Genomic DNA, 20,119 nt, shown 5'->3' with positions numbered 1-20,119 from the left:
CGACGGCCCCCGAGCGTTTGTTCAGGAAAAACGCTTTTGGATGGGACGATGCGGAACCGGTGGCGGCGGGCTTGCGTAGTTCTGGACGAGACGGACGTGAACCGGAGTGAGGCTAAAGGCCGGAGCGGCGCGTCTAGAAGAATACCGGAGCGAGATCTATTTCATGCGGTTTCTCCGCAAGGGCGGTTGGTTCCGGCCAGGAGCCCGGTGTGCGAGGAAACGCGCGTGGACCCCGTTTTTCCGCTTCCGGTCAATTGAACTGGATGGGGCTTGGGCGGGGAAACCGATCGCGCGGGAAACGGCGGTTGCGTACACTGGAATGAGCCTTCCCGGTGACCGGATGCAGACGCATGTAACCGATCGATGTGCCGTCCGCGGGCAAAAGAAAGCAGAACCATGCAACTGATTGAGGCCTTCAAACTCGCGCTGCAGTCTCTCTGGGCCAACAAAATGCGATCCATTCTCACGCTGATCGGCGTGATTATGGGAGTGGCCTCAGTGATCATGGTGATCACGATGGTGCAGGGCGCCAATCGGTACGTGAGCACAAAGCTCTCGGGCTATGGGGCTGACGTGTTCACGATCACGCGCATGTCGAGCCTGATCTTCTCGCCGGAAGAATACTTCAAGTTCCAGAAGCGCAAGATTGTGCGCATGGAGGACTACGAGGCGATTCGGGCCGGCTGCGAGGAGTGCCGAGAGGTAGGGGCGTCGCTGTTCAAGTCCACGAATGTGGTGGCGAATGGGAAGTCGAGCAACAACACGGGGGTGCGCGGCCTCACCTGGACGATGCTGTCGCTGAACAACATCGATATCGCGATCGGGCGCGGGTTTACGCCGGCCGACGAGGAACACGCAACGAAAAACGTGATTGTGGGGTACGACATTGTGGACAACCTGCTGCCGGACGGCGATCCGATTGGCAAGGAAATCAGGGTGGACGGAATCCCCTACACGATCATTGGAGTGGGCGACAGACAGGGCAAGACGCTGGGGCAGTCGCAGGACAACTGGGTTGCCATCCCCATCACAACCTATCAGCAGATTTATGGGTACAACGACTCGGTCGATGTTTATGCCCGGGCCAACGGTGACGCGCAGGTGATGGAACGGGCCAAGGACCAGGCGCGCGTGATTATGCGGGCGCGCCGGCACGATGCGCCAGGGCAGCCGGACGATTTCGAGCTGGAGACCAATGATACGTTTCTGGATATCTGGAAGCAGATCAGTTCCCTGTTCGCGGCGGTGGTTCTGGGTCTTGCGTCGATCGCGCTGGTGGTGGGCGGCGTGGTGATCATGAACATCATGCTGGTGAGCGTAACCGAGCGTACCCGCGAGATTGGAGTGCGCAAGGCTCTGGGCGCCAAGCAGCGCGACGTGCTGCTGCAGTTCCTGATCGAGAGTGGATTTCTGGCGCTGGTGGGCGGGGCGTTCGGGGTGCTGGGTGGAGTTCTGGTGGGGAAGATCATCACGGTGCTGGTTGGATTTCCTACGGCCGTGCCGATCTGGGCCGTGTTCCTGGGGCTGTTTCTGGCGACGAGCGTGGGGATATTCTTTGGGGTGTACCCGGCGAGCAAGGCTGCGAAGCTGGATCCGGTTGTTGCGCTGCGGGCAGAAATGTAGGCACGCGTTGTCAGTCTTCAGTTGCCGGTTGTCAGTTTGCGATGGGGAGTAAGCAGTGGGTCAGGCATTCCGGGATTTGCAGGCCGGGCACCGGGCAATGGCGCTGGCGGAGGCGGTCTACGAGCTTTCGAAGTCGTTTCCACGCGAAGAACTCTACGGGCTCACGGGCCAACTCCGTCGATCCGCTCTTTCGATCCCGAGCCATATTGCGGAGGGGAGTAGCAGCAACAGCCTGGGGGAATTCAAACAGTTTCCGGGAGTGGCCAGGGGCTGGACTTACGAAGTTCGAACCCAAGTGGAGTCAGCGCGGAACCTGAAGTTCGTGAGCCCTGAAAAGGTGCAGGGCGTATGGGGGCTGGCGCATGAGGCCGGAAGGATGCTTTACGCGCTGCTTGAGTCGTTGTGAGCTGAACCATTACAAGCTGAAAACTGAACGTTGCGGAGTAAACGGTGGCAAAAGGACAGGCGGGAGAATCGGTCAAGATGGCGCTGGATACGCTGCGCGCCAATAAGCTGCGTTCCGGGTTGACCATCCTGGGCATCGTGATTGGCGTGTCGACTGTGATCACAATTTCCTCGGTGATCAGCGGTGTGAACAATCGCGTGAATGATTTTGTGAGCGCGCTCGGCTCGAATGTGATCTGGGTGTTTCACATGCCTGTGATCGGGGTGCGTCCCACGACCGAGATGCTGGCCCGCAAGAAGTTCAACATCGATGACGTGATGGCGATCCGCAACTTGCCGCACGTGGTGGCGGCGGACGGAGCGTATCAGCACGTGGGGATGTTCCGCGTGGGCGCGGTGAGCGTGAAGTACAACGGGAAGAAGATCGCGGGCACGATTCTCACGGGGTCCACTTCAGCGGTAAGCGTGATCAGCGAGTTCACGATGCTGCAGGGCCGCATGTATACCGATGAGGAAGACAAGCGCGCTGCGCACGTGTGCGTGCTCGGGCATGACACGTGGGAAGAGTTGTTTGGCGATCAGAACGCGATTGGCAAAGAAGTGAACGTCGAGACGGGGCTGTACACGGTGATCGGCGTGTTGGACAAGCAGAAGCAGCCGTTCGGCGGCGGAAGGAACCGCAACGACAACCAGGTGTTGTTTCCCCTGGGGACGTTCCACAACCTGCATCCAGAAGATAAGGACATGTGGGTGAGTGTGAAGTATGACGATCAGGTGAACAAGTCGCTGGTGCAGGAGGAGATTCGCGAGCTTGCGCGCGTACGCCGCAAAGTACGGGTGGACAAGCCGGACGATTTCGAGATCTTCGGGCCTGACTCCATCACCAAGCTGTGGAACCAGATTACCGGCGGGCTGGTGCTGTTCATGATTGCGGTCTCGAGCGTGGGTCTCATGGTGGGCGGTGTGGGTGTGATGAACATCATGCTTGTGAGCGTGACGGAGAGGACGCGAGAGATCGGCGTGCGCAAGGCCATCGGGGCCACGAAGAGGACCATTCTGATGCAATTCACCACGGAGGCGGTAACGCTGTGCGCGGTGGGGGGAGTGGTGGGTGTTTCGTTGGGCGCGGTCATCACCTGGATCGTCTATTTCCTGCCGGTTGGGCTACCAGCGACGCTTTCGACGATGTGGGTGGCGATTGGGTTCGGAGTGTCGTGCGCGATCGGGCTGATGTTCGGGATCTACCCGGCATGGAAGGCGTCGAATCTGGATCCGATTGAGGCGTTGCGGTACGAGTAGACGACGGGCGAGGATTCTCTCAGTACTGAGGGAATGAGAAACAGGGTGAGCCGGGTGTAGAGGGGCCGGGGCGGGCACGGGCGGGCAGGAGCCGGTTCAGCGCCGCGCGCGCGCCGGCCTCTGATACACGAGGCCCCCGGGCCGGGACGACGATCCCGCCGCGGGCTGGCAGGGAACGCGGCTGTCCGGATGTGACCCGGGCCGGGCCGCTGCAACAGAGAGCAGGATCATGCAACTGATTGAGGCCTTTCGACTCGCACTCCAGGCGCTGTGGGGAAACAAGCTGCGCTCCATCCTCACTTTGCTTGGCGTTATTATCGGCGTGGGTTCGGTGATCATGGTGGTCACCCTCACCAACGGCGCCAAGGAGTTTGTCACCTCGAAGATCAACCGGTACGGTGCGTCGGTCCTCACCATCAGCAAGATGCCCCAGACGTTCATCACGCTTGAAGAGTACCTGGAGTACCAGAAGCGCAAGGACGTCACGTTCGACGATTATCGTGCCGTTCTCTCCGAGTGCCGGTCGTGCAAAGTAGTGGGTGCGCAGCGCGGCACGGTGGGCAAGGTGGTCCGCGGAACCAACAGCACCACTGATTCGAACATCCGGGGCTGCACGTGGACGATGCTTACCATTTCCAATCTCAACATTGAGCTGGGCCGTTCGCTCACAGCCTCAGAAGATGAACACTCCGCGCATGTTGCGGTGGTGGGCGCCGATATCGTGGACAACGTCCTTGGTCCCGGCGATCCGCTGGGAAAAGAGATTCGCGTGGACGGTTCCCCCTATACGGTGATCGGCGTGGTGGAGCGCCAGGGCAAAATGCTTGGGAACAGTCTGGACAACTTCGTAGTGATTCCCCTCACGACGTTTCTGCATACCTACGGGTCGCACCAGAGCCTGTCAATTTACGTGGACGCGGGCGGCGGCGCCGAGGTAATGGAAGTGGTTGGGGACGAACTCCGGGTGATCATGCGCTCTCGCCGTCATCTCGCCCCAGGCGCGACCGACACTTTCTCGATCGACTCGAGTTCGACTTTCCAGAACCTGCTGGGCAAGATCCTCAATAGTTTCGGCGCGGTGGTGGCCTCGATCGCCGCCATTTCGCTGGTGGTGGGCGGCATCGTCATTATGAATATCATGCTGGTCTCGGTTACAGAACGCACGCGTGAGATCGGGGTGCGCAAGGCGCTCGGCGCGCGCCGGCATGACATTCTCATGCAATTTCTGATCGAGTCAGCCACCATCTCAATGGTGGGAGGCGCCATCGGCGTGCTCTCCGGGATAGTCCTGGCGAAGGTGATCACGCTGGCGATCGCATTTCCATCTGCCATCGAGTACTGGTCTATCGTGCTCAGCCTTTTTGTCTCCATTGGCGTGGGCCTGTTTTTCGGGATTTATCCCGCCTACAAGGCCTCTCAACTCGATCCCATCGCGGCCCTCCGCGCGGAGCTTTGAGCCATGCGGATCAGCGACTCGAAAGAAGCGGTGCGGCTGGCGTTCGACACCCTGCGGAAGAACAAGCTGCGCTCCGGGCTCACGGTGCTGGGGATCGCCATCGGCATTTCCACGGTGATCCTCATCTCCTCCGCCATCAACGGCCTCAACACCAACATCGATCAGTTTGTGCGCTCGCTCGGCACCAACGATCTTTGGATTTTCCAATTTCAGCCGTTCGGCAAGCGCCCCACGATAGAAGAGCTGAACCGCAAGAAGCTCACCTACGAGGACGCGATGGCGATGCGCGACCTTCCCCATGTGGCGGCGGTCGATCCCGAGCTTACGTATCAGAACTTTCAGACAGGCCTGGGCGCCGTGTCGGTCAAGGCGGGCACACACAAGATTTCCAACACCATCCTCAACGGCAGCACCTCGGCCGTGAAGGACGTGCAGGAGATCAACATGATCGACGGCCGCATGTGGACCGACGCCGAAGAGGAACGTGCGGCCAATGTTGCCGTGCTGGGCCACGATGCGGCGGCGGATCTCTTTCCCGATGGCTCGCCGATCGGCAAGGACATCGATTGCCAGGGGGACATCTTTACAGTCATTGGCGTGCTGGACGTGCAGCCCCAGCCCTTTGGCAGCGGGCGCAATACGCAGGACAACTCGGTTTATTTTCCGTTGACGACATTCCGCAAAATTCACCCCGAGATCAAGGATTTCTGGCTGGTGGTGAAGTACGACGACCCGGTCAACAAGGCGGAGGTTATCGAAGAGATCCGCGAGCTTCTCCGCGTCCGGCGACATGTACGCGTCGAGAAGGAGGACAACTTCGCCATCTTCGGTCCCGATTCTCTGTCGCGGCTCTGGAATCAGTTGACCGGCGGCCTGTTTCTTTTCATGGTCGCGGTGTCGAGCGTGGGCCTGATGGTAGGCGGCGTGGGGGTGATGAACATCATGCTGGTTTCAGTGACTGAGCGCACCCGCGAAATCGGCGTGCGTAAAGCCATTGGGGCCACAAAGAAGAACATTCTTATGCAGTTCACTCTTGAAGCCGTGACCTTGTGCGCGGTAGGCGGCGTAATCGGCATCCTCGCCGGCTCGCTGTTCACCCTGATTTTGCACTACGCCGTCTCATTTCTGCATGCGGCATTGTCGGCCACGTGGGTGGGCATCGCTTTCGGAGTGTCCTGCACGATCGGCCTTCTGTTCGGCATTTACCCGGCGTGGAAGGCGGCGAATCTCGACCCGATTGAGGCGTTGCGCTACGAATAGGGCGCGCTTCATTGACGGGCTGGTCGTGCAATTCCATGGCTCACTCTTCGATTTCGTAAGGCAACGCGAAGCGGCCGATCTGGAACATGGCTTTATCGGTGGGGGGCCAAATCCGGAGAATTTCGACGCGCGGCGTTCCGGGGAGGCGATGTGCCTCCGCAGTGCCGACCAGAGCGCCGGTTGAGGCTACATTGAAATGCACGCTGAGCACGTCGCCATCATGCGTGTAGCCGAAGACATACTCGCCGGGCTTGAAGGAGATGCCGCCGATCTTGACGGGAGCCTGAATGACGAGGAAGTGCGAATACTTTCCTTCAGCCGAGTAGCCGGCGGTGATGAGAACCACGCCGGCGATGTAATGGCCGCGGCGGTCGACGATGCCGGAGGCGGTGCGCATCTCGGTTTCGATATGTTCCTTTTCCACGGGGGCGCGGGCCGGCAGCAAGGCGGCGAGCTCGGCGTCAGTGGCCTGGCGCCATGCGGACTTCTGCGCCTGCGCGGTGAGGTGCTTTGAAGCGCCTGTTTGCGGGTGTGCGCCGGCGGCAGCGAAGAGCGATAGAAGAGCGGCAACAAAGATGCGTTTCATGGGTATCGTCCTAGTCTCACGTTGAGGTGAGGCCGGTAAGTTTACGACCTGGGCTTGCGCAACGATTCCAGCGGCACAAGGCCTCGCTGGATGGCGGCAGTAGTGGCCTGGGTGCGGTCAGTCACGCCCAGCTTGCCGAGCAGGCTGTTGATGTGGGTCTTCACCGTGGCCTCTGATATTTCCAACTCGGTGGCAATCTCTTTGTTGCTCTTGCCGTGGACAATCTGTTCCAGCACATCGAATTCGCGGGCGGTGAGCTCTTCAGTCCCCATGCGCTCCGCGAGGCGCTGGGCGATGGCGGGGGGGATGTGCGACTTGCCGGCGTGTACGGCGCGAATGGTCGAGATCAGCTCGTCGGTGGTCATGCCTTTGAGCAGGTAAGCCCGGGCGCCGGCCTGCAGGGCGCGGTAGATGTCCTCATCGCCGTCGTAGGTGGTGAGCACGATGAAGCGCGCGCCGGGGGTTTCCATGCGGATGCGCTGAATGACGTCGACGCCGGAGAGGCGCGGCAGGCGCAGATCGATGAGGGTGATGGCAGGCTGGTGTTTACGAAACTGGGCGATGCCTTCAACGCCGTCAGCGGCCTCACCCACTACCTCAATTCCGTCCACCACGTTGAGCAAAGCCACGAGGCCCTGCCGCACCACGTGATGATCTTCCACCACCAGAACCCTTATGGAATCCTGTATCACGACTTCTCCTTTGTCCCTCGCGAGGTAACGGGTTGCTGCGACGCAGATGTTTCCTGCGGATCGCCGGTATCGGTGGGTTCGCCCTGATCTTTCTGCTCCTGCTTTTTGCCTGGGGCGGGGGCGCGCAGGCGAACGGTTGTGCCGGCGCCGGGCTCGCTGGTCACTTCCAGTGTTCCGCCGATGGAGGCGGCACGTTCGCGCATACCGGTGAGGCCGTAGTGGCCGGAAGGCGATGTGAGTGGCGCGCCGTTGTTTGAGGGGGTAAAGCCACGACCGTCGTCGATGATTTCGAGCGCGATTTCGTTGCGGCGGTACTCGAGTTGCATTTTGACGCTGGCAGCTCCGGCATGCTTCTTCACGTTATGCAGCGCCTCCTGGGCGATGCGCAGAATTTCGCTTTCGGTACCTGGAGCGAGTGGCCGGTAAGCGCCATAGATGCCGAATTTTGCGTCGAGGCTGTGGGTACTGCCGGCCTCGACAAGGCGGCGCATGCGGACGGGCAGTGTGGCTTCGCCGGTGTCCTGCGAGCGGAGGGCCCAGATGGATTGCCGCGCATCGGCCAGGCCTTCGCGGACGTAGCCTCGCACGGTGTCGAGATGCTTCGCGGCCTTTTCAAGTTTATTGTGGCGGAGCAGTTCGCTGAGGACTTCAAGCTGGACGGAGATGCCGACGTATCCCTGGGCCAGGGTGTCGTGAATCTCGCGGGCGATGCGGTTACGCTCGCCGAGGACGGCGTTGAATTCACGCTGGGCACGGAGCAGGCGCAGTTTGAGTCCGAGGAAGATCAGGCCGATGGCGGCGAGGCCGAGTAGAACGTAGAACCAGATGGTCTGGTAGAAGTGCGGGGCTAGCTGGAACTCGAGGGCGGTTCCCTGCTCGTTCCAGATGCCGTCGTTGTTCGCGGCCTGCACGCGGAAGGTGTAGCGGCCGGGCGGGATGTTGGTGTAGTAGGCGGTGCGGCGGGGCCCGGCATCGGTCCAGTCGTGATCGAAGCCGTCGAGCTTGTAGCGGTAGCGCACCTTTTGAGGAGCGACAAAGCTGAGGCCGGCGTACTCGAACTGGAAGTGATTGTGGCCTGCGGGAACCCTCAGGCCGGCGGCATGCAGGGCCTGCTCGGCGTCATCGACGGCAAAGCGCTCGACGACCACGGGCGGGGGGACGTTGTTGACGGGGAAGTGCGCGGGGTCGACTTCAACCAGTCCCTTGGGCGTAGCGAACCAGAGGTGGCCATTCTGCGCGCGCCAGGCAGAGGGGTGGCTGTTGACGGCGGTTTCGCGGCTGCGGAGACCGTCGGTGGTGCCGAACTCGAGCCAGTGGGCGCAGTCGGCTCCGTGCATGGAGCCCATCGATCCGGAACAGTCGCAACGCGCCAGGCCGGTGCCGGTGGCGAACCAGAGGTGATTGCGGCCGTCGTCGAGGATGGCGTGAATGGTGGTACGGCCGAGATCGTGGTCGGTGATAGCGATGAAGTGCGAGCCGTCCCACACGTTCCAGCCGTGATCCTGGGTGCCGATGAGCAGTCCATTGCCACGAGGCAAGATTGCGGTGATTACGTTGCTGGAGAGTCCGTTGGCAGTGGTGAAGTTGGTGAAGCTTGCTGCGTGCAACCGCGACAGGCCGGCGAAGGTGGCGACCCAGAGGTCGCCGGCGCTGTCGCGCGCCATGGCTCCGACGAGGTTGCTGCCCAGTCCATTGGCGGCGGTGTAGGTCTGCATTCGGCCCGATTCGAGGCCTGACTCGAGGTTGCCGGGGTGGGTCCAATGGGTGAGTCCGCGGCGCGTGCCGATCCATAGCGAACCGTCGGAATCGGCGTGCAGGGAGCGGATGAAATCGTCCGGCAGGCCGTCAGCGGAGGTGAAGGAGGCGACCGAGTTGCTGCGGATGCGGCTGAGGCCGTCGGCTGTGCCTACCCAAAGATCGCCGTTGGGGGCCGAGGCGAGGGAGAGGATCACGTCGCTGAGGAGGCCGTCGCGGACCGAGTACGTGCGTGGTTGCTGACTGGAGCCGGGTTTGAGGGCGGTGACGCCATTGCCGGCAGTTCCGACCCAGAGCACGCCTGCGCCATCCTGCGCGACGGAGGTCACGTTGTCGCTGGGCAGGCCGTCGCGGGTGGTGAGGGTTTGGAAGCGAGAGTCACGGAGGATCTGCAGGCCGTTGGACTCGGTGCCGACCCAGAGATTGCCTTCGCGGTCTTCAAAGATGGCGAGCACGGAGGCGGAGGCGAGGGGGTCGGTGAGGGGGAGTTTGTCGAGTTTGCCATTGGCGAAGCGAACGAGGCCGCCGTTGGTGCCGATCCAGAGGGCGCCGTGGCGATCGGCGAACAGGGCTTGTATGCGGGAGCCGGGAAGGTCGCGGCCTACCTTGAAGAACTCGGGTGCCCCGTGTGGCTGCTGCATGGCCAATGTGGACTTATTCGCATCCGCTAATCCGCCGGTTGGTAACGCCACCTTGAACGTGGAGTCTGGAAGAGGCTCAGGAAGTCTCTTTTCGTAGATGGAGGGATCTCTCGAGGCCGAGTTTCCCTGGATCGCGTCGATTCCGTTTTCTGTAACAACCGAGACCTCTCCGGAGTTTCCTGCAAAGATGCGCTGGATGTCGTTTCCCGAGAGGCCGCTGGCGGCGGTATAGGCAGTGAGGACCCCATTTTTCAGGCGCGCAAGCCCGTTGGTCGTACCGACCCACAATGAGCCATCTTTGCCCGCAAACAGGCATTGCACGTCGCTGCCGGGGAGGGCGGGTTTGGAGTGCTCGTCGAGGAGCATGAAGCTGTTGCCGTCGAAGCGGACCAGGCCGACTTCGGTGCCGAGCCAGAGGTAGCCGTCGGGCGTTTGCGCCAGGGCCTGCACGGTGTTCTGGGGCAGGCCGTTTTCCATGACCCAGCTCTGGCGGTTCAGGTTGGCGAGTGGCGTGGTGGGTTCCAACGCGGTGAGGGACGGAGTCATGGAAAGGAGGCAGCCGAGAAGTGCCGCCGGCGCCAGAGACATCGCGACTGCAGTCAGCTTCACAGCCAGTTTGCGTTTGCAGGGGCTAAAGCCCGTTGTCTTTTGCCAGGGTTTGCGGCACGACTGAAGTCGTGCCCTGTTACAGGGCGTTTCTCCGGCGCCCAAACAGCCGTTGGAGAAATTTGTGCCGGGAGGCCGGGAACTGGTTACGTTCCGCCGCGGTGCGGAGTCTGCGGACGCGGGTCGAGGCCGAGACATATGGATGCCCGGAGCATTGTTTTTCGGATTGGTCGTGTGTGCGCTCACGGTCTGGAGCGCGTTTCCCGCTGCAATCAGATTGTGGCGGAAGTGCGCTTCTTTACAGTAATTGGACGGTGGCGGCGCTGCACAGGGGTGGACTGCGGCGGAAGCCGGTTTTGGCAACGGGGGTCCACCTTTCGATGGAGGTGGGCGTCCGTCAAACGGCCCAAGACATGGGACTGGGGCGCCGGTAGTCTGTACATGTCTCCTGATTAAGCCTGTACTCACTGGTTATGTGACAACTCAAGGGCGGCGCCAAACGGCAGCCGCCCTTTTCTTTTGTGTGGAAGACGTTTGCGGGCGCTGATTCTCGCCTGCCCTACTCCGCACCGCCCCTTGTTTGCTAGGCTCGTGGGGCATGAATTACGAGAATCTGACTGTCGAAATCCGGCCGCCGGTGGCGCAGGTCACGCTGAATCGCCCCAAGGTTCTGAACGCTCTCAACTCCGCCACGATTGTTGAACTGGGCGAGGTATTCGAGTCGCTGGCGGCGGATGCGGCCGTGCGGGTGATTCTGCTTACGGGCGCGGGAGGGCGCGCGTTTGCCGCGGGGGCGGATATCGCGGAGATTGCCGCAGCAGCAACGCATGCGGAGGGCAGAGCCGTTGCTTTGCGCGGGCAGGAGGTTTTTCGGCGGATCGAGACGCAGGGGAAGCCGGTGATTGCGTGCATTCAGGGATTCGCCCTGGGGGGAGGATGCGAGTTGGCGATGGCCTGCTCCATGCGGATTGCCGCCGAGGATGCGCGGCTGGGGCAGCCTGAGGTGAAGCTGGGCGTGACGCCGGGCTACGGAGGCACGCAGCGGTTGCCGCGGCTGGTGGGGCGGAGCCGGGCGCTGAAGCTGCTGCTGACCGGAGAGGTCATCGACGCGCAGGAGGCGCTGCGGATCGGGCTTGTGGACGAGGTGGTTCCAGCGGACGAGCTGATGCGGCGCGCGGAGGCGGTCGCCACGCTTATCGCCAAAAACGCGCCGTTGGCGGTGGCCGAGACGCTGCGCCTGGTGGATGAGGGCCTGGCGCTTTCGCTGGAGTTGGGGCTGTTGCGCGAGGCCGATGGCTTCGGACGGCTTTGCGCGACCGCCGACAAGGCGGAGGGGACAGGTGCTTTCCTGGCCAAGCGTGCCGCGGTGTGGAAGGGCGAGTAGGTTGCGGGCTCGGGGGCAGACTCGAGCCGCAGATTCGCTGTAACTCAGGCGCGTCGGGCTGCGCAGAAGAACAAAGTTTCAGCCTAGCGCGCGGCCTGCTGCGGCGGTGACGATTGGAGCGGAAGCGTCACTTCGAGGGTGCCGGTGCGGTTGGTTGCGGTGTCGCGCACGGCCATGCGGATATAGGCGGCACCGGGGGGCACTTCGAGTTCCTGGATGGCATGGAACAGGGCATCGGACTTGCCCTTAACGCCGGAAGGAACACCCTGGTTGAGCATGCTGTTGAGCAGGCGCCCGTCGGCATTGTAGGCCGCTGCCGCAAACTCGAGGGCAGCCGGATTGTCGTGGCGCGCGGCATTCGCTTTGAGCTGCGGATCGATCACGCCGTAGCGGATGACATACTTCTGCAGCTTGACGGGGGCGGGAGGTTTGGGCGCGGCCTTGCGGCGGCGGGTGAGGAAGTAGTCGGGTGTGTCCTCAAGGGACTGCATCTGTTCCGGGGTGGCCATGTGCGGGGAGCCTTCTGTGGCGAGATGCGCAGTAAACACGAGGTCGTGGAGGATGGGCGCGCCGTGCTCGATATTTGCCCAGAGTGTGTCCTGTGCTTTCGCGGCGAGGAAGCGGGCCTGCAGTTCGTCCTTTTTGTGCTGATCCTTGAGGTTGTCGTCGGAAACGGCGTAATAGACCCTGCGGTAGGTTAAGCGATAGTCGCCCTTGCGAGTGAGGGTGACCTGAATGCGGCGTTCCGAGTCGTCATATTTCATGTTGGTGGGCGCATAGCTGAGGGTGTAGTAGCTCTCGCCATGCTGGATGGCGCGATCGATGAGGGTGCTCTCGGTGTTGCTGCCGTAGAAGGCGCGGCCGCCGGTGGCGCTGGCGATGACATCCATGTTCTGGTGGTCGATCATGGCGTTGGCGGCTTCGTGGGAATTCTCCGTGGCGGCGCCGGTGACCCCGCGCGCATCGACGGGGTAAAGCGCGATCTGGCTGCGCATCATGGCGGCGTAGGTGTGCTCGATGTTTTCGCGCTCAAGCTCGGTGAGGTCGAGCACCTGCGGACCTCCGCCCGCGCCCACTGAAAAGGACGGCGGCCCACCACCCGCAAATGCGGTGCTGGAATTTGTCAGCGTGGGGCTGACGGGGATGGGAAAGATGCTGGAGAGCCAGATGAGGTTCTTTCGGCCCGGGATGCCGCTCATGTATTCGGAGATGAAGGTCAGGTTGGAGAGGCAGCCGCCGACATCGGCTCGGCCGTAGTTCTCCCCGTAAAGGAAGACGCTGGGGATGTGGGGACCGGGGCCTTTCTTGAGCGCCGCCTCTCGGATGAGGGAGTGGTCAGAGGTGAAGCCCTGCAGCAGGTGCAGGCCTTGCGCGTTGACGAAGAGCGCGATGCGCGTGCCCGCCTGGGCATGATCGATGAACTTGAGGAGTTCGCGGCGGAAGAGCTCCTGGTCAGCGGGCGGGGTGTTCACCATGTCGTAGTAGAGGATGTAGAGGGGGCCGCGCTCGGGCGCCTGGGGCAGGTTGAGAAATGTATTGGCAGGCAGCGAAGGCGTGGCGGGCGGGATGAAGTCGGGACGGGATCCGTCGTAGGTGTCAAAGGAGAGGATCTGTTGCGGATTACCGTCTTCCTTGACGAGGAAGTCCGCCTTTTTGAGGCCCTGGACGGGGTTGCCGTTTTTGTCGAGTACTACGACGTCGACGGGGACGCGGCGAACCAGGAGGCGGAAGATGGGTGCGCCGGGCTCCTGCTGGGCGTGGGCGGCAGGGTGCGACAGATTGACCAGTGGAATCAGGGTGGAAAGCAGGATGGCGCGCCAGCAGGCCAGACCCATTGAATTGCCCTTGAGCATGGGTGGATTGTACACATTCGGTGAGACGGCCGGGGTGTGGGGTGGTTAGGGGAGCTGCTGATTCAGATAGAGCACAAAAGGGTCGGGGCGCCCTGTGCGAGCGCCCCGGCGGTGATGCGTGGTTTGCGGGATTTAGAACTGGAACTGGGCCTTGAGCTGGGTGGTGCGGTGGCTTCCGTAGTTCCAGCGGTAGTCATAGAAGGTAGAGCCGACATCGTCGATGTCCAGATCGGACGGCGCACCGAGGTACTGACGGTTCAAGGCGTTGTAGCTGATCACCGAGAGGGTCATGTTGAGACGCTCGGTCAGCTTGGTCTGCTTCTGCATCGCGACATCAAAGTTGTTCCACGATGTGCTGTGCTGGGTATTGCGCCCGACGCCGCCATAGGGGGTGTTCGTGAGCGCCTGGCTGGTGAGCGCAGTATTGCGGAGCCAGTGGAAGGTTGATGCGGTTCCCGGGCTGCAGTCGAACCAGCTGAAGTAGCCCACTCCGGCTCCGCAGACGGAGCCGTCGTCGTAGATGCCGACGGAGCCAACCGGAGCGTTCTTGTTGCTGAGGAGGGGGCGGTGCGAGTCGTATCCGCTCAACTGCCAGTTGTCGAAGAACTGGTCTCCATAACTGGTTACGGCCGGACCGGCCGAGGTGGGATCGAAGGGGCCGCCGCCGGAAACACCGAAGAACCCGTACTGGAACGGAGTCATGGGCTGACCGGTGTTGAACGTCCAGATCGTGTCGAGGTGATAGCCGCTGAGTATACGGCCTGTGAACCCGCTCGCCTGGTGGTAGTCGGGAAGCTTGTAGCCGAACTGCGAAGAGCCGATGTACTTGAGGGACAGGCCGCTTTCGCCGCGCTCCGGCTCGTTGGGGTTGAGAGGGTTTTCAGCGAAGGTGATGGTATTGCCGCCCTCAAACGTACTGAAAATTTCAGAGGCGTTGTCAATGGTCTTGGAGTAGGTGAAGTTGGTGTTCGTGGTGAGGCCGTGGAAGTTGCGGGTGGTGATGTTGGCCTGCAGGGCGTTGTAGATGCCGAAGGCACCGTTGTTGCGTTGACGGACGTTGCTGCGGTTGCAGTCGGGGCGGCCGAAGCCGGGCATGCTGGAATCGGTGCACAGCGCGATGGGCGCGTATTGCGGATAATCCGCCTTCACCGGGGCCAGGTAGGGGTTGGCATTGTAGGACATGAAGTTGCCAACCTGATGGTTGCCAACGTAGTTGATCTGGGTGACGGCGCGGGCGCCGAGTTGGTGGGAGAAGCCGAAGATCCACGATTCCGTATAGGGGTTGTGGAAGTTGGGCGAGACTGTGGTCTGGTTACGGAGTCCCGGATTGACGCCGGGACCGACTGGCAGATAAGGCAGGTTGAGAGCGCGGACATCGGCCCCCAACACGCCGTTGGACGGCATGCAGTTCTGGGTCGTGCCACATCCGCGGATGGTGCCGAGGTTGATGACGGGGGCAGCGGTGGCCGAGTTGAGGAACATGTTGTAGAAGGCGGGATCGAAGTTGAGGGAGAAGCCCCCGCGGATCACGAGCCCGGTGTCAAACTCCGGGTTGTACGCGAAGCCCAAGCGAGGCTGGAACTGCTTCCAGGGGGTTGAGACCTCGGGAACAATGCGGACATAAGACGGCAGCGACTGATCCCAAAAGGCGGTTTTGGGATCGCTCTCGCGCTTGAGAGTCTCGTTGTGCAGGATATTGATGGCCTGTCCGAAGACCTCCCAGCGGATACCGAGGTTAAGGGTCAGGCTGTGGGTGACCTTGTAATCGTCCTGGAAGTAAGCGGCGCCGTCCGGCTCAGTGAATTTGGTGGTGAATCCATTGCTGTTGCCGATGGTGACAGTGCCTTTGCCGGCGATGAAGTTGTCAAAGCTGGTGAAGTTGTAGCCGCCCGCATAGTTCGGGAGGAATGGGTTGGGTGAGTTCTGATAATCCCATTCGCCGCCGATCAGGATGCTGTGCTTACCCTTGTTCCAGGTGACGTTGTCCTGAACCTGGGTGACCTTGACGATGCGGCCCTGAGGAATGTTGGTTGGATAGCCGAAGCCGAGGTTCGATTGAAATCCCTGAGGGTGGCCGATAACGACATTCGCCGTGCACTGGTCAGGAGTATTGACGGTGCAATCGGGGAGAGCGCCGGCCTGGAACAGAACGCTGGTCTGCTGGAAGGAGTAGCGCACCTGGTTGACGATGGAGGGGCTGAAGGTGCGGCTCCAGTCGGCGCCGACTGAATGCGCCGTATCAGGAACGTTGTACCAGTTCCCGCCTGGCGCGCTACCGCCCGCGTTGACGAACGGGTCGTCCTGGTAGAAGTAGCGCAGGAAAACATGATCCTTACCGGTGGGCTGCCAATCCATGCGGCCGAGCACTTCCTGATCATTCGAGTAAGAAGGAACGGAGCGCGCTACTTCGCCGAACTCCACGGGCACAGTTTTGCCGTTGTAGGTTACATTCTGAACTCTGGTTTGGCCGGAGAAAACATGGGGATTGCCGGTCTTGATGGAGTAGGGTCCCTGATTCATGAGCGCGATTACGCCGGGAGCGTTTCCGAAGGCCGCCTGGAGAGCGGCGAGGCCGTCCGGAGTGGGGCTGTAAGAGCCGCCGCTGGTGGAGATGCCGCCGCCGGCGTGGTTGCGATCGAAGTAGGCGCTGCCGAAGAACCAGAGTTTATCGCGCATGCCGGGGACGGGTCCGCCGATGGTGCCGCCGAAGCGGTTGCGCACGTAGCGGGTGAGGGTCGGAGCTGAGCAGTCGTCGGTGTTGGGATCCTGGCTGGGAGTGCAGTAGCCGAGGAATGGGGACTTATCGCCCTGGGCGAACGACTCGCCCCAGTTGCCCTCATAGAACTCAAAGGCCGAACCATGGTAGGTGTTGGTGCCGGATTTGGTGAGGTAGTTGATCACCGAACCGGCGTTGCGGCCGTACTGGGCGCTGAAGTTGTTGGTGATGACCTCGATGCCGGCCAGGGCATCCTGGTTGGAGAAGAAGACCTGCGGACCCGCGACGGAGTTGTCGTTGTTGGACTGGCCGTCGATTTCGAAGTTGTTGGAGCGGCCGCGTTCGCCTTGAGAGGAGAAGCCGCCGTAGGCGCCGTTGTTGTTGGAGAAGCTGTTGTCGTGGGTAATGGCGACGCCGGGAGTGAGCAGAGCCACGGTGTCGAAACCGCCGCCGAAGGGGAGGTTCTCAAGCGACTCCGACTGCAGGTTGACTGACACCTGCGATTCCTCAGTACTGAGGAGGGGCGCGACGGCGCTGGCTTCAACGGTTTCAACGCCGGTGCCGATCTGCAACTGCTCGTTGCCGAGCGTTTGCGTGCCGACGGTGACGTTGACATTGTTGATGGTGAGGTCAGAGAAGCCGGGGGAGGCGATCACCACCTTATAGGTACCGAGCGGTAAGGCCAGGACGCTGAAGTTGCCATCGGCGCGCGAGGTCTGGCCATAGACCGCGCCGGTGGCAACGTTTGTGACGGTGATCCTGGCGCCGGGCACGACGGAGCCCTTGGGATCGGTGACGGTGCCTGCGACACCGCCGGTGGTGATGCCCTGGGCCCATGCCGAAGGCACGGCGGCAGAGACCATGAGCAGCATTAGCAGAGTTAAACCAGAAACTTTGACACGCCTGAGCAGACGGGAAGTAGCAGTACCCATGTGTTCTCCTTGACCTCTTCAGCTCTGATCTCTGAATGACTGGGAATGCCGGGAAGGAAAGATGCACTGCGCGATGTAATTTGACGAAGAGCACGCGGAGGGCCAAACGTATGGAGAGCTAAGGATCCCATCAGAGAACAATCCGTGCAGCTGTTAACGATTTCCATTTGAACAAGTTCCGGAATCCACAGGCATTTAGCACAACAAAGCCAGGACGGCAACTGTCCGGTCCCGTTATATGAAATTCGGGAGATAGGTGTGCGAAACTGGACGAATTCGGAGTGCGTGGAGATCACCTGGCGGCTTGCTCTTCTCAGTGGAGGAAGGCTGATGGCGATACGCCTGCGGCGGTGATGTACTGGCTGCTTTTTGGGCCGCACGGGCCGGGCGGTGTCCCTTAGAATGGCGCAGGTATTCAGAGGGAAGCCTTTATGTATGTTCGTACTGCTCTGCTTTGTGTGGCGGCGGTGCTGCCTTTGGCAAATTCGCTGCCGGTGTGCTCCTCCGCAATCCAGGGACAAGAGTCGAATCAGCCGGCGGCACCGCGGTTCGCGCCGGTGGCTCCGATTGCCTTCGCAACGACTGGTCCGGTGATCCGTGCGCACACCGAGGCGCTGAAGCCGTTTACGGTGGCGGGGCAGCGGGGCGTAATTCTTGGCCAGCAGGATGGGACGTTTGAAGGCTGGGTGCTGCCGGTGAAGCTGCTCTCGCATATGACGCTCGAAGCGGAGATCGAGGGCTACACGGTGCCGATCGATGTGAACGAGCAGGCGGCGGAGATCGAGGTGCGGCCGGACCGGACCGTGATCACGTATGCGCACCTCGGGTTTACGGTGCGGCAGATCATGTTTTCGCCGGAGCAGGGACCGGCGGGGACGGGGACGGTGGTGCTGTACGAGTTTGACTGCCTGCATCCGACGGATTTCACGTTCCGGTTTACGCCGGCGCTGGAGTACATGTGGCCGGAGCGGAATGAGGGGCATCCGTCGCCGGAGTGGGTGGCACAGGGGCCGAAGGCTTATGAGGAGGCGGGCGGCTACTACGTGCTGCATGCGGATTATCCCGATCTAGCGGGGGCGATCACGATTCCGGGAGCACGGCCGGGGATTATGGCTCCCTACCAGGAGCGGCCGCAGGTTCATCCGGCGGAGTTGAAGCTGCACATCGATCCGGTGAAGGATCGGGGGAAGCTGTATCCGCTGCTGATGGCGGTGGGCACCAATAAGGATGCGGCGAATTCGCGGGCGCTTGGGGCTCGGCTTGAGGAACTGAACAACAGCATGGCCGTGCTCTATGCCACGCATTTGGACAACGTCAAGCGCGTGCTTGAGGGCTCGGTCTCCATCGACACCCCCGACAAAGCTCTCAACGAGGCCTTTCAGTGGGCGGTGGTGTCGATTGAGCAGTTGAAGGCCAAGCCGGTTGGGACCGATGAGACGGCGCTGGTGGCTGGGTACTATGCGTCGGGGGATTCGGCACGGCCGGGGTTCGGGTGGTTCTTTGGGCGGGATGCGCTGTACACGCTGTATGCGGTGAACGGGTATGGGGATTTTGGACTGGCGAAGTCGGAGCTGGAGTTCCTGATCAAGCGGCAGCGCGCCGATGGGAAGATCATGCACGAGTACTCGCAGACGGCGTCGCAGATTGACTGGCTGCAGTTCCCGTATATGTATGCGGCGGCGGATTCGACGCCGCTGTTTTTGCTGGCGATGCTGGACTATGTGCGGGCGAGTGGGGATATGGATTTCCTCAAGGCGCACAAGGATGCGGTGGAAAAGGCGTGGGGGTTCGAGACGGACGCGGCCCACGATACGGACCGCGACGGGATCTATGACAACTCGCAGGGGACGGGCTGGGTGGAGAGCTGGCCGGGCGGGATGCCGCACCAGGAGATTTATCTGGCGCTGCTGGATCAGCAGGCGAGCCAGGCATTTGGGGATTTGCAGAAGCTGTTGGGCGATGAGGCGAAGGCTGGGGCGGCGGGGAAGCGGGCGGGGGAGATCGCGGCGAAGATCGAGCAGGAGTACTACGACGCGGAGTCGGGGTGCTATGGGTTTGCCACTAATCCGGCGGGGACGCCGAATAGCCAGGTGGACCGGACGCGGACGGTGTATCCGGCGCTGGCGTGGTGGAGCGGGTTTGGCGGCGCGCCACTGGCGCATGGGGACACGTGCCTGGAGCAGCTTGCGGGGCATGACCTGAATACGGACTGGGGGCTCAGGGATGTGTCGAATGAGGCGCCGATTTACGACGGGATGAGCTATCACCAGGGGTCGGTTTGGCCGTTGTTTACGGGGTGGGCGGCGCTGGCGGAGTACCGCGGGGGGCAGCCGCTGGCGGGCTACCAGATGCTGATGGAGAATGCCAACCTGACGTGGGCGCAGGATCTGGGGGCGGCGACGGAGCTGTTGAGCGGCGACTACTTTGTGCCGTTCGGGCGGAGTACGAGCCACCAGTTGTGGTCGAGCGCGATGGTGATTACGCCGACGCTGCGGGGGCTGTTTGGGCTTTCAGTGGATGCGCAGACGAAGACGATTACGGTGAATCCGCGGTTGCCGGCGGGGTGGAAACATGCCGAAGTGCTCAACCTGAGACTGGCGGGTGAGAGGACCTCTCTGTACTTCGAACGGCGAGGAGCCCAGCTTGAGGTCTCCATGAGTCCGACTGCGGGAGATGAATGGCATCTTCGCAGCGACGCAACAGGGGCATCCATCGGTCCTCTGAAACCAGAAGCAGCTCGCGGGCTTCGGACTCCGGCTCAGAAGGGTCTGCGTATCCCGCTGCCGGCGATCGAGGTGGATGACGCAGATCCCGGAATGAACCTGATCGAGCCGGGGGCTTTGGTCACGCCCAATCGGCCCGTGACGCCCGGCGCGCGGACGGGCAGGTTCCGGGTAGTCCGCACTGAGCA

The 20,119-nt window shown here is 61.8% G+C and carries 12 protein-coding genes; 7 read left to right on the top strand and 5 right to left on the bottom strand.

Going from position 1 to position 20,119, the window contains the following annotated elements:
* The first annotated feature begins 396 nt into the window (after nt 1-396).
* From VGL22_RS15600 to VGL22_RS15580, 5 genes are all read left to right on the top strand, one after another.
* The gene (locus tag VGL22_RS15600; RefSeq protein ID WP_465267866.1) at nt 397-1,623 is read left to right on the top strand and encodes an ABC transporter permease; all 1,227 of its coding nucleotides are present in this window, start codon (nt 397-399) and stop codon (nt 1,621-1,623) included.
* Nucleotides 1,624-1,678: 55 nt separating this feature from the next.
* Nucleotides 1,679-2,029, top strand: a complete 351-nt coding sequence (locus tag VGL22_RS15595; RefSeq protein ID WP_465267865.1) for a four helix bundle protein — start codon at nt 1,679-1,681, stop codon at nt 2,027-2,029.
* Between the two features lie 44 nt (nt 2,030-2,073).
* A complete protein-coding gene (locus VGL22_RS15590; protein ID WP_465267864.1) occupies nt 2,074-3,327 on the top strand; it encodes an ABC transporter permease in 1,254 nt (417 codons plus the stop codon).
* Nucleotides 3,328-3,556: 229 nt separating this feature from the next.
* Complete coding sequence (locus VGL22_RS15585) at nt 3,557-4,783, top strand: ABC transporter permease (protein WP_465267863.1); 1,227 nt, start codon at nt 3,557-3,559, stop codon at nt 4,781-4,783.
* Between the two features lie 3 nt (nt 4,784-4,786).
* Entirely contained in the window at nt 4,787-6,043 is a 1,257-nt protein-coding gene (locus VGL22_RS15580) for an ABC transporter permease (protein ID WP_465267862.1), read from the top strand.
* A gap of 40 nt (nt 6,044-6,083) precedes the next feature.
* On the opposite strand, the gene VGL22_RS15575 is transcribed toward VGL22_RS15580, so the two are convergent.
* The 3 genes from VGL22_RS15575 to VGL22_RS15565 are packed head-to-tail and all read right to left on the bottom strand — an operon-like array spanning nt 6,084 to nt 10,326.
* Nucleotides 6,084-6,629, bottom strand: coding sequence for a hypothetical protein (locus VGL22_RS15575; RefSeq protein ID WP_465267861.1), 546 nt, complete (start codon nt 6,627-6,629; stop codon nt 6,084-6,086).
* A 41-nt stretch (nt 6,630-6,670) separates the two neighbouring features.
* The gene (locus VGL22_RS15570; RefSeq protein WP_465267860.1) at nt 6,671-7,321 is read right to left on the bottom strand and encodes a response regulator; all 651 of its coding nucleotides are present in this window, start codon (nt 7,319-7,321) and stop codon (nt 6,671-6,673) included.
* Entirely contained in the window at nt 7,318-10,326 is a 3,009-nt protein-coding gene (locus tag VGL22_RS15565) for a sensor histidine kinase (protein ID WP_465267859.1), read from the bottom strand. The genes VGL22_RS15570 and VGL22_RS15565 overlap by 4 nt, the downstream gene beginning before the upstream one ends.
* A gap of 595 nt (nt 10,327-10,921) precedes the next feature.
* Here VGL22_RS15565 and VGL22_RS15560 point away from each other — a divergent pair.
* Nucleotides 10,922-11,707, top strand: coding sequence for an enoyl-CoA hydratase/isomerase family protein (locus tag VGL22_RS15560; RefSeq protein ID WP_465267858.1), 786 nt, complete (start codon nt 10,922-10,924; stop codon nt 11,705-11,707).
* Between the two features lie 83 nt (nt 11,708-11,790).
* On the opposite strand, the gene VGL22_RS15555 is transcribed toward VGL22_RS15560, so the two are convergent.
* Together VGL22_RS15555 and VGL22_RS15550 are read right to left on the bottom strand one after the other, a co-directional pair.
* On the bottom strand, nt 11,791-13,560 hold the full coding sequence (locus tag VGL22_RS15555; RefSeq protein WP_465267857.1) for a VWA domain-containing protein: 1,770 nt from the start codon (nt 13,558-13,560) through the stop codon (nt 11,791-11,793).
* 132 nt (nt 13,561-13,692) lie between these two features.
* Complete coding sequence (locus tag VGL22_RS15550) at nt 13,693-17,208, bottom strand: TonB-dependent receptor (RefSeq protein ID WP_465267856.1); 3,516 nt, start codon at nt 17,206-17,208, stop codon at nt 13,693-13,695.
* A gap of 431 nt (nt 17,209-17,639) precedes the next feature.
* On the opposite strand from VGL22_RS15550, the gene VGL22_RS15545 reads away from it, so the two are divergent.
* Nucleotides 17,640-20,119 (top strand): amylo-alpha-1,6-glucosidase (locus VGL22_RS15545; RefSeq protein WP_465267855.1); only part of this gene is annotated, 2,480 nt, incomplete at its 3' end.

The organism is Occallatibacter sp., from assembly GCF_036502485.1.
In the GTDB taxonomy this organism is placed as follows: Bacteria; Acidobacteriota; Terriglobia; order Terriglobales; family Acidobacteriaceae; genus Telmatobacter.
The sequence above is the reverse complement of the archived record's forward strand: the minus strand, read 5'-3'. Positions and strand labels throughout refer to the sequence as shown.